Raw genomic sequence first — 11316 nt, 5'->3', positions numbered from 1 at the left:
AGGGATTATGTTAAATTCAGATAAAATCGCAAGACTTGCAACTTACGCTCTCATCTATGAGGTATCTTTGAGTCCCAAGCCAGGACTTGTCAGCCTAATAGATGTGGGCGCCCACGACGACATGGACTACATGGACTTTTTAAAATCATCCCTGGTCCTCTACGACTACTTCAAAATTTCCTATGAACTTGGAGAAAAATCTAATGGAGAAGATTTCTTGGAACTTAGAGAATATGGAAAGCTTTATGAAGACAAGATGAAAGAAGCAACAGGTGGAGTCAACACCCACAAGGGAATTATTTTTTCTCTAGGCCTCATGGTCTATGCTACTGCAATAGAAATTAGGGGAGAAGATTTTTCTTTTGAAAAGGTAATTGATAGGGTGGCTTATCTCAATCGTGGCATAAGCAATGAATTAAAAATAGATAAGGCCGAGACTCATGGCGAAAAAAACTACAAAAAATATGGCCTAAAGGGGATAAGAGAAGAAGCCGAAGAAGGTTTTAAGAAGGCCCTTATGGGACTGGACTTCTTAAAGGAAGCTGAGAAAGAAACAAACTTTGACTATGCTCTTACTGGTACCCTGTTTTATTTCATGTCCCTTGTCGAGGATTCAAACATAATCAAAAGAGGAGGGCTTGAAGGTCTAGAATTTTTAAAAGAAACTTCAGCCCATGTCCTTGAAAACAAGTTGTACGAAAATGAAAATGGAATGAGAGAAATCCAAAAAATAAATGAAGAATACAAGAGGAGGAACCTAAGTCCAGGTGGCTGTGCCGACTTTTTGATTCTAACCTTGTATTTCTATCTCTTGGAGGCTAACATTGATTGATTACAGACAAGTTATGAAATTTGAAAAAAAGAATATTGAAAAATTTTTGGAAGACTTTGACATAAACTATGAGAGGGATGTGGACTACACTCTTGCTGCCTTTGATGGCGACAAAATTGTTGGGACAGGATCCTGTGCAGGAAGAGTCTTAAAATGTTTTGCCATTGACCCGACCTACCAAGGCATGGGAATAACCAACGCAATAATCACAAGACTACTTGACCACCAATACGAGAATGGCAAAAATCACCTCTTTATCTTTACAAAGCCAAAAAATATCAAGATTTTTACAGACTTTGGTTTTTCTCTGGTTGAAGAGACAGAGGATGTTGCCCTCTTAGACAACAAGATAGATGAACTCCATAAACTCTTAAAAAATATTGAAGATGAGAGAGAGTCTGGTGCAATTGTAATAAATGCAAACCCAATGACCAAGGGTCATCTCTATTTAATTAATGAAGCAAGAAAACAAACTGACCTCTTACACATCTTTATGGTGGAAGAAGATGGATCAACCTTTCCCTACGACTTTAGGTATAAGATTGTAAAAGAAGAGTTGGAAAAGTATGACGACGTGCTTGTCCACCCTGGCAACGACTATATAATTTCAAAAAATACCTTCCCAACATATTTCTACAAGGATGAAAAAACTATTTTAAAGGCCTATTCAGAGCTTGACACAAAAATATTTGGCAGATACTTTGCCAAGGCCCTAAATATAAAAAAGAGATTTGTGGGCAGTGAGGACAAGGACGTGGTGACAAAAAATTACAACGAAACCATGGAAAAAATCTTGCCAGAATATGGTCTAGAAGTTGTAGAAATTCCAAGGGCAAGCTTGGATAATGAAATAATTTCTGCTTCAAAAGTTAGGACCCTTTTGAAAGAAAGAAAATTTGAAGAAGCTTACAAATATTTGCCAGAAGCTACAATTAAGGCCCTAAAGTCAGAAGAAGGACAGAGGATAATAAATGATAGACTCTAAAATACTTGCCATGAATAGGATGCTCGAAGCAAAAGAAAAAAGATACTACAAGATAAAATCTTTGACAGAAAAGTTTGAATCTCCAGTACTTTCCTTTATGTTAAACATTCCTGGAGAAGACAAAAACTTTAAAGAAGCTGTGGACTTTCATAAGAAATATATAGAAAAGATTAAAAAACTTTTAGAAGGAAATAAAATAAAAATTTTATTTGAAGAATATGAAAATTTAATCACAGGCATGGAATATATAGGAGTCTTAGATAGCGATGGAAGAGAAATAAAAAAACTTATGATGGAAGTGGAAGAAGAATCCCTTGGAGGGAGGCTTTTAGACCTTGACATCTACGACAAGGACTTCTCACAAATCTCAAGATCATCCTTGGGACTTCCCGAGAGAAAGTGCATAATTTGTGGCGACACAGCAAGGACCTGCATAAAGAAAGAAAGACATAATCTAGAAGAACTAGAAGAAAAAGTTAGGGAAATCATAAAAAAAGATTTAGAAATATAGTTTTTAACTATAATTGACTTTATTTTTATCTATTAGTTCTATAAATAGACCTTTGTTATAATTTTTTAGAGGTGATTTTTTGGAAAAAATAAAGATGCAAAATCCTATCGTTGAGATGGATGGAGATGAGATGACTAGGGTCATCTGGAAGGACATAAAAAGTGAATTATTAGAGCCATATATTGACTTGAATATTGATTATTATGACCTTTCAATGGAAAATAGAAATGACACTGATGATAAAGTGACTCTAGAATCTGCCAAGGCTGTTGAAAAACACAAGGTTGGAGTGAAGTGTGCGACTATCACTGCTAATGAGGACAGGGTTGAGGAGTTTAACTTAAAGAAAATTTATCCATCGCCAAATGCAACTATAAGGGCTTATCTTGATGGTGTAATGTTTAGAGAGCCCATAGTTTTTGACTGCTTGAATATCTTAGTTCCCACTTGGAAGGCGCCAATAGCTATAGCAAGACACTCCTTTGGAGATATTTATGTTTCTAAGTCTTTTGACGTAAAGGAAGGCGATGAGCTTAAAGTTACAATAAATGGGGAAGAAAAATATTCCTATGCTCCAGATTATCACGCAATTTTCTTGACTCAATACAATAAGATTGAATCCATAAAATACTTTGCTCATGAGTGTTTCAAGCATGCACTTGAAAAGAAAATGGATTTAGTTTTTTCAACTAAGGATACAGTTGTGCCAGGATACGATTCTGTTTTCAAAGATATTTTTAATGAAGCCTATGAAGACTATAAAGGTGACTTTGAGAAAGCTGGCATAAGATATGATTATTATTTAATTGACAATGCCATTGCAAAAATTATGAGGTCAGAAGGGAATATTCTCTGGGCTCTAAAAAACTACGATGGCGATGTAATGAGTGATATGATTTCAACAGTTTTTGGTTCCCTATCACTTATGGAGTCTTCAATAATTGGCAAGGACACTTATTTATATGAAGCTGCTCACGGAACAGTCACTGCCCATTATAGGAGATACCAAAAGGGAGAGATAACTTCCACAAACTCTGTTGCTTTAATCTTTACTTGGGCATCGGGACTTGAAAAAAGAGGAGAACTTGACGGCAACAAGAACTTAAATGAGTTTGGAATAAAATTAAAGAAGGCTGTTAAGGATACTATTGAAGCAGGTTTTATAACAGGAGACTTAATTTCAACCTACAATAAAAAAGATTATGTAAAGGTAAATTATTTAGAATTTATCCAAAAGGTAAAAGAATTTTTAGAAAAATCTCTATAAATATAAGTTAAGGGCAAGGATGACTTGCTCTTTTTTGATAATTTTTAGCAAAAGAAAAACTCGGAGGATTTCCCCGAGTTTTATTTATATTATTTATTTTTTCTCTTGAAGTTAATCAAGCAGCCTTCTTTAATAATTTCTCTTTCAAGGTCAGTAAGTGGGCTGATGTAAAGTGAGATTTCCTTTATTTCATCACCAACTACATAGGCCTTGATGTCATTTAGGTCGCCATCAATAGCTTCTCTTATATTTGGAACAAAAATGTAGTCGCCAACTTCAAAGTCTGGAGATTCTTTCATTTGGAAAGGTATCATTCCCCAGTTGATAACGTTGGAACGGTATCTCTTTGTGGCATATTCTTCGCAGATGTTTGCAAGTCCACCCAAAACCCTTTGACAACTTGCAGCTTGTTCTCTTGCTGAACCGTCTCCTGGCTTTATAGCGTAAATCATAGAACCAATTTCTGTTTCCTCTGCTTTAACATCAGCAAACTTATTAGAAATCTTTTCAAAAACTTTTGCAAGTTTGCCTTCAACTTCTAAGCTTTTATCCTTTCTTGCAAGTTCAAGTTCTCTAACTTCTTTAGATCTTCCCACATACTCTGGGTCTCTTCTTGAGAGAGTGAACTCTGCAAGTCCAAGTGGGTTTGAACGGTAGGATGAAGTTTCTCCTGATGGTATAAGCTCATCAGTAGTTGTAACTGGGTCCATTATTTTTGAACAAACTTTTAGCAAGATGTTGTCTGTTAACTCAGACATTTCTGGCCAATCCTTGATGTTTGGCCCAAGGATTAATTCTTCGTCCTTGTCTTCGTTTTTAAATCCCTTGTAAACTTTTGACCTATAAGCAGAATCATCGTAGTGGTATTCTGGAACTTCGTAGTCTCTTGCAAACTCTTCTGCTGATGTCAAGATTCCCTTGTTTCTTGCAGTAGCGGCAATTGAACGAGCATCCATTAGGGCAACTCCTGACATTTGTCCTTGGATTGGCTTAGAACCTTCTCTGTTAGGGAAGTTTCTAGTTGTGTGCCTGATACTTAGGGCATTGTTTGCTGGAGTGTCTCCTGCACCGAAGCATGGACCACAGAAGGCAGTCTTAACTGCTGCACCTGAAGCCATAATTTCATTCATGGCACCATTTTTGATTAGCTCCATAAAGATTGGTTGAGATGATGGATAAACAGAAAGGGAGAATTCGCCACTGCCTGTTGATGATCCCTTCAAGATATCTGCTGCGGCCATAATGTTTGAATAAGTTCCACCAGCACAACCAGCAATTATTGCCTGCTCAACGTGGAGTTTATTGTTTTTAATTTTACTTAAGAGGTCGTAGTCGATGTTTGGATTGTTGGTAATCTTCCTTGCCTCTTCTTCCACTCCTCTTAAAATATCCTCTAAGTTTTCATTTAATTCATCAATTGTGTAAGTGTTAGATGGGTGAAATGGAAGGGCAATCATTGGTTTGATTTCACTTAGGTCAACATAAACTATGCCATCGTAATATGCCAAGTTTTCTGGATTTAATTCCTTGTAGTCCTCTTCTCTCTTATGGACTCTCAAGAACTCTTTTGTGTCTTCGTCAGTTCTCCAAATAGAAGTTAGGCAAGTTGTTTCAGTTGTCATTACATCGATTCCATTCCTGTAGTCAGTCTTTAAATTAGAAACTCCAGGGCCAACAAATTCCATTACCTTATTCTTAACGTAGCCATTCTTAAAAACTTTTCCTATTATTGCTAGGGCAATATCCTGTGGTCCAACTCCTGGCCTTGGCTTATTGTCTAAATATATTCCAACAACTTCTGGATATTTGATGTCGTAAGTGTCGCCAAGGATTTGTTTAACAAGTTCTCCTCCGCCTTCACCAATTGCCATAGTACCAAGAGCTCCATAACGAGTGTGGGAGTCTGATCCAAGAATCATCTTGCCACAGCCTGCCATTTCTTCTCTCATATATTGGTGGATAACTGCCATGTGAGGTGGCACATAGATTCCACCGTATTTTTTAGCAGCAGTAAGTCCAAAGATGTGGTCGTCTTCGTTTATAGTTCCCCCAACAGCTGCAAGTGAGTTGTGACAGTTAGTAAGTACATAAGGAACTGGAAATTTGTCAAGTCCTGATGCTCTTGCAGTTTGTATAATTCCAACAAAAGTAATGTCGTGAGAAGTTAGGGCATCAAATTTTATCCTAAGGTCTTCTAAGTCATCTGACTTGTTGTGGGCTTCTAGTATTCCATAGGCAATAGTCCCCTTTTTTGCTTCTTCCTTGTCAGGATTTCCTATTTTACCAGCAACTTTTTCAAAATCAGTTTCGTCGATTATCTCTCTTCCATTTAAAAGGTAGGCACCCTTTTCATATAATTTAATCAAATCCATCCTCCTTATCTAACAACAGATTAACCAAATATTATTTATTAATTAATGGTAAATTCATATAAATAGTAGATATACTATTCTTTAAAAGATACTTTATAGTATTTAATGAAATAAATAAAATATAAAAACTTAATACACGATATAGTTAAAAACTATGTTGTCGGTATTAATATAGTTTATTATTTTTCAAATAAATGATTTTTGATTTTAGAATGGTTTATAAACAAAAAAATTAAATATTTTATTATCGCTTTTATTAATTGAGATAACAAACGACATAGGAGATTTGTATATCTAGTATTGAAAAAATATATTTGAAACATTAACGTTATCATTATAATATTGGGGTAAAGGAGGGAACTATATGGATTTTATGAAGGGTATTATAGATATGCACGTTCATTCAAACCCTGATTTAAGAAAAAGAAGGTACGATGATTTTGAATTAACAGATGCAGCTATAAATGTTGGTGCTAGAGCTATTGTTATTAAGACACACCAAGGAACTACAGTTGATAGAGCGTACTTATGTAATAGGTATAAGGAAATCGTTTATGGTGATAAAACAGATTTTACTATGTGTGGAAGTGTTACTTTAAACAGACAAATAGGTGGAATAAATCCATGGGCTGTAGAGAGTGGATTAAAATTAGGTGCAAAAGTTATTTGGTTACCTACAGCATCAGCGAGAAATCATTTAAATAAAATGAATAGTAACTTGGATAATGCTGTAGATGTCTTAAAAGATGGAAAAGTTACGAATGAGCTTAAAGATGTTTTTAAACTAATTAAAGATCATGATGCTGTTTTAGCAACTGCGCATATTTCACCTGAAGAGTGTTTTGTTGTTGTTGAGGAAGCAAAAAAACAAGGAATAGATAAGATAGTAGTCACTCATCCAGAATGGTGGGTTGTTGACATGACTTTAGAGGACCAAGTAAAGATAGTTGAAGATTACGACGTTTTTCTAGAAAGGTGTTATGCTTCAAATATGGGTGGAGGTAAGTACAAGAGCAACTTACAATCTAATCTAGAGTGTATTAAAGAGGTTGGAGCAGATAATATTATTATCTCAACAGATGGCGGTCAAGTTGAAAATCCAAATTGGGAAATTGCATTGAATGAGTATGTAACTTATATGTATGAAAATGGAATTTCAAAAGAAGATATTTTTAAGATGACTAGAGACAATCAATTGAGATTGTTAAACTTATGAAGGTGATTTTATGCTAAGTTTATTGATAGTTTTGGCTATACTGGTAGCTGTGATAATAGGATACAAAACAAAAATTAATACAGGTTTAGTTGCAATGGCATTTAGCTATATAATTGGAGCGTTTTTGATGGGTTTGAAACCAAAAGAAATAATAGGTGGATGGCCAGTTACAACTATGTTTGTAATTTTTTCTGTATCCCTATTTTATAATTTTGCTTTATTAAATGGAACTTTAGAAAAGACTGCTAGATCACTTTTATATTCATGCAGAAATTTTCCGGCACTATTACCATTCGCACTCTATTTTGCAAGTGCAATTATTGCAGCGCTAGGGGCTGGTTTTTTTACTGTTATGGCTTTTATGGCGCCAATAACTCTTTTAATATGTAAAGAGGCAGAGATGGATGAACTTATAGGTGCTGTTGCGATTAATTGCGGGGCTCTTTCTGGAGCAAACTTTATGACTAGTGGTAGTGGTGTTATTTTTAGAGGTTTGATTGATGAAGCTGGTTTAATGAGTGATTCTTTTAGTATAAGTATAGTAATATTTATTTCTAGCGTTATATTTTCTTTACTATTAATTTCTTTATTTATGATTCTGGGAAAGAGAAAAATGGGAGAAATTAAAGCAGAAAAATTTACAAAGCCAGAAAAGTTTGATGAAAAACAGAAATTTAATTTGATACTTATGATATTAATGATAGTTATATTACTTACTTTCCCGATATTAAATATAATAATTCCAAATAATGAATTAATTGCATATATAAACTCCAAAATGGATGTAGGATTAGTGGCTATTATATTTTCATTAATAGCATTGTTTACAGGAATGGCTGACGAAAAAGAAGCAATAGCCAAAGTTCCTTGGAACACAATAATTATGATTTGCGGAGTTGGAATGTTAATTAGCATAGCAATAAAAGCAGGAACAATCGATTTACTTGCTTCTTGGGCAAGTGGAAATCTGCCTGTTTGGATAATACCTTTAGCATTTTCGCTAATTGGTGCTATAATGAGTTTCTTTTCTTCAACTTTAGGTGTAGTATGCCCTGCATTATTCCCTATAGTACCTGTAATAGCTGAAGGAACAGGAATAAATCCTCTAATATTATTTACAGCTATTGTAATAGGGGCTCAAAGTTCAGCCATATCTCCATTCTCATCAGGAGGAAGTCTAATTCTTGGATCTTGCACAGAAGATGAAGAGAGAGAAAGTATGTTTTCAAGGTTATTATTTATAGCTGTTCCAATAAGTGTTTTATCAGCGATGCTTTATAACTTTGCTTTAGGTTTAATTTTATAAGGAAACGAAAGAACTGGGATATTTATCTCAGTTCTTTTTTTTAAAAATAGAAAAATTCATTTTAGTAAAAGTGTTAAAATATGTACAGGAGGGATACGATGAACGAGAGAGAATTGCTTTACATAAAAACTATTGCCGACACAAAATCAATATCCAAAGCTGCTGAAGAACTTTTTATTGCTCAGCCAAGTCTTAGCCAAGCCCTGCAAAGAATTGAGAAAGAATTGGGGACCCATCTCTTCATTCGTGAACCAAGGGGGATGAAGTTAACTTACGCTGGAGAAAAGTATTACCTAATGGCAAAAGAAATTTTGGATATTTATAGTGACTTTAAATCTGAAATCACCCACATCAATGAATTAAAATCGGGTAGACTTGTAATCGGGGTAGCAAGATATATGGGGATGAATATTCTTCCAAATGTACTGCCAGATTTTAATAAAAATTATCCCAATGTTGAGCTTGTAGTTATGGAGAGGAATACAAAAACTCTTGAAAGTTTGGTTTTAAGTGGGGATGTTGACTTTGCCATTGGACATGTTCACATAAAAGATTTAAATGAAAAAATTGACTACGAGATCTTGAGAGAAGATTATTTTGTATTGGTGACAGAGAAAGACTATTTAAAAGATTTTTCTAAAATAATAAAAAAAGATGGAAAGAACTTTGTCGACCTAAGAGATTTAAAAGATGAAACTTTTATAAATCTTGATGTAAATAAAGGAATAAGGAAGGTTCAAAATAGAGTCTATGATTCTTACAAGATTAAACCCAAGGTCGTAATGTCTACAAAAAACTTTGAAACTGCAAAGAGGTTGGCTGCCAAGGGATTGGGACTTACAATCTTGCCGCGAGATTATTTAAATATTTTTACTGAAGACAAGGATTATGACACCTACAATCTTTTGGGGACTGAAGAGAATTCTTGGTTTACTTCTATTTTGACAATTCCTGATATTTATAAATCTCAAGCGAGTAAAGTTTTCATAGAAGAAGTTAAAAAATTTTTAGACAAATAGAGTAAGATATATCGAAAAAATATAAAAACTATCGTTGATAAAGATTAGAAAAATCCTTGTTTCCACCAAATTAATTAGTTGGATAGAAGTTTGGTTACAAATTAAATTTGTTACACTAACAATTTTATATTTGCTTAAGATAGCCAGTATTAGGCCTTTAATATCTTGAATAGGAAGCCCTTTCTAGGGTATTATAGATAAAAAGGAGGTTTTTTCTATGAAGAAAAAATATTTTGGACTTAATCTTCCAATGTTATTGGTTTTATCAATAATTATTTTTATAGCGACTTACTTGGGAGTTTTGTCTAAGGATTTAGCGGGCGGAGTTGCACTGATGTTCGCAATAGGTATTATCCTATATGAAATTGGTGAGAGAATTCCAATTTGGAACACTTATGTTGGTGGTGGACTTGTTCTTGCCTTCTTGGGTACAGCAGCTTTAGTTTATCTAAATGTTATCCCAGAAGAATATGCAGAACTTATTTCATCTGTTAACTCAAAACCAATGGGACTACTAAACTTCTTTATCATTATGCTTATCTCTGGTTCACTTCTTGGACTAAATAGAGACCTAATGATTAAGTCTTTTGCAGGATATATCCCAGCAATTCTTGGTGGAGTTTTAGGTGCTGCCATTCTTGGTATTATTGGTGGACTTTTCTTTGGAGTTTCTCCAGCTAACACTATTTTAAAATACGTTCTTCCTGTAATGGGTGGAGGTAACGGTGCAGGTGCTGTTCCTCTAAGTCAAATTTATGAAAGGGTTACAGGAGATTCTGCTGCAAACTATTATGGCTTTGCTATTTCAATTCTTACAATTGCTAACATTTTTGCTATTATTGCTGGTGGTATTTTAAATAAACTTGGAAGCAGTAAACCAGAACTTACAGGAGATAAGAAAACTCTTATGAGATCTGCTCCTGAAATTGAACAAAAAGAAGAAAAGTTTACTACACAATTAAAGGACTACGCTGGAGCAATTTTAATGGGTCTTACTTTCTATCAATTAGGTAGACTTGTAGCTGATAAGGTTTGGGATCCACTTGTTCCTTCAGTGCCAATTCACCCATTTGCTTTTATGATTATTATTGTTGCTCTTGCTAATGGATTTGGACTTGTTCCAGGATCACTTAGACAAGCTGCAAAGGAAGTTCAATCTTTCTTCACAAAAAACATTGTAATCTTAATCATGGTTGGTGTTGGTGTTGAAACTGACTTAATTGAACTTAGAGATGCCATCACTTTTGGTAATGTTGTTATGTCATTCTTAATTATTGTTGGTGCTGTTATTGGTTCAGGATTTGTTGGACACCTTGTAGGTTTCTTCTTTGTTGACTCTGCTGTTACAGCAGGCCTATGTATGGCTAACAGAGGTGGATCTGGTGACTTGGCAGTTCTTGGAGCAGCTGACAGAATGGATTTGATTTCTTATGCACAACTTTCATCAAGACTTGGTGGGGGAATAATACTTGTTATAGGATCAATACTCTTTGGAACGCTCATGTAGACTAGGAGGGATTTTTTTGAAACTAAAAAAAGAAGCAATGGCCGGAACTCTTGAGTCAAATGATATTTTAATCACTGTTGACGACGGAGAAGGCATATCTATTGAACTGGAAAGTTCAGTAAAGAAACAATTTGGTAAACAAATTGAAAAAGTTATAAGAGAAACTTTAAAAGAATTAGATGTAGAGAATGTGAAACTTACTGCAGTAGACAAGGGTGCCTTGGACTACACAATTAAAGCAAGAGTAGCAGCAGCATGTTTTAGAGCAGCTGAAAGCACAGAATATAATTGGAGCTGATAT

10 protein-coding genes are annotated in these 11316 nt (G+C 34.7%); 9 read left to right on the top strand and 1 reads right to left on the bottom strand.

What is annotated here, in order from left to right:
• Positions 1-7 precede the first annotated feature (7 nt).
• The 4 genes from HMPREF3023_RS00840 to HMPREF3023_RS00825 all read left to right on the top strand — a co-directional run bounded on the left by HMPREF3023_RS00840 (position 8) and on the right by HMPREF3023_RS00825 (position 3595).
• Positions 8-832 (top strand): triphosphoribosyl-dephospho-CoA synthase, encoded by an 825-nt coding sequence (locus tag HMPREF3023_RS00840; protein WP_070699974.1) that lies wholly within the window; start codon positions 8-10, stop codon positions 830-832.
• A complete protein-coding gene (citC, locus tag HMPREF3023_RS00835) occupies positions 825-1817 on the top strand; it encodes a [citrate (pro-3S)-lyase] ligase (protein WP_070699973.1) in 993 nt (330 codons plus the stop codon). Before HMPREF3023_RS00840 ends, citC begins: the two co-directional genes overlap by 8 nt.
• Entirely contained in the window at positions 1804-2328 is a 525-nt protein-coding gene (gene citX, locus HMPREF3023_RS00830) for a citrate lyase holo-[acyl-carrier protein] synthase (protein WP_070699972.1), read from the top strand. The genes citC and citX overlap by 14 nt, the downstream gene beginning before the upstream one ends.
• Positions 2329-2407: 79 nt before the next feature.
• Positions 2408-3595 (top strand): NADP-dependent isocitrate dehydrogenase, encoded by a 1188-nt coding sequence (locus tag HMPREF3023_RS00825; RefSeq protein ID WP_210400899.1) that lies wholly within the window; start codon positions 2408-2410, stop codon positions 3593-3595.
• 89 nt (positions 3596-3684) lie between these two features.
• On the opposite strand, the gene HMPREF3023_RS00820 is transcribed toward HMPREF3023_RS00825, so the two are convergent.
• Positions 3685-5961 (bottom strand): hydratase, encoded by a 2277-nt coding sequence (locus tag HMPREF3023_RS00820; protein ID WP_070699971.1) that lies wholly within the window; start codon positions 5959-5961, stop codon positions 3685-3687.
• Positions 5962-6331: 370 nt separating this feature from the next.
• Between HMPREF3023_RS00820 and HMPREF3023_RS00815 the strand changes: the two genes are divergently transcribed.
• From HMPREF3023_RS00815 to citD, 5 genes are all read left to right on the top strand, one after another.
• On the top strand, positions 6332-7183 hold the full coding sequence (locus HMPREF3023_RS00815; protein ID WP_070699970.1) for a DUF6282 family protein: 852 nt from the start codon (positions 6332-6334) through the stop codon (positions 7181-7183).
• Positions 7184-7193: 10 nt separating this feature from the next.
• On the top strand, positions 7194-8489 hold the full coding sequence (locus HMPREF3023_RS00810; RefSeq protein WP_070699969.1) for an SLC13 family permease: 1296 nt from the start codon (positions 7194-7196) through the stop codon (positions 8487-8489).
• A 98-nt stretch (positions 8490-8587) separates the two neighbouring features.
• Positions 8588-9508 (top strand): LysR family transcriptional regulator, encoded by a 921-nt coding sequence (locus tag HMPREF3023_RS00805; protein WP_070699968.1) that lies wholly within the window; start codon positions 8588-8590, stop codon positions 9506-9508.
• 217 nt (positions 9509-9725) lie between these two features.
• Positions 9726-11015, top strand: a complete 1290-nt coding sequence (locus HMPREF3023_RS00800) for a 2-hydroxycarboxylate transporter family protein (RefSeq protein ID WP_070699967.1) — start codon at positions 9726-9728, stop codon at positions 11013-11015.
• Between the two features lie 16 nt (positions 11016-11031).
• Entirely contained in the window at positions 11032-11313 is a 282-nt protein-coding gene (gene citD, locus HMPREF3023_RS00795; protein ID WP_070699966.1) for a citrate lyase acyl carrier protein, read from the top strand.
• The last annotated feature ends 3 nt before the right edge of the window (positions 11314-11316 follow it).

The organism is Peptoniphilus sp. HMSC075B08, from assembly GCF_001815405.1.
Lineage (GTDB): Bacteria > Bacillota > Clostridia > Tissierellales > Peptoniphilaceae > Peptoniphilus_A > Peptoniphilus_A harei.
Note: the sequence above shows the minus strand (reverse complement) of the source record. Positions and strands in the feature narration are given on the sequence as shown.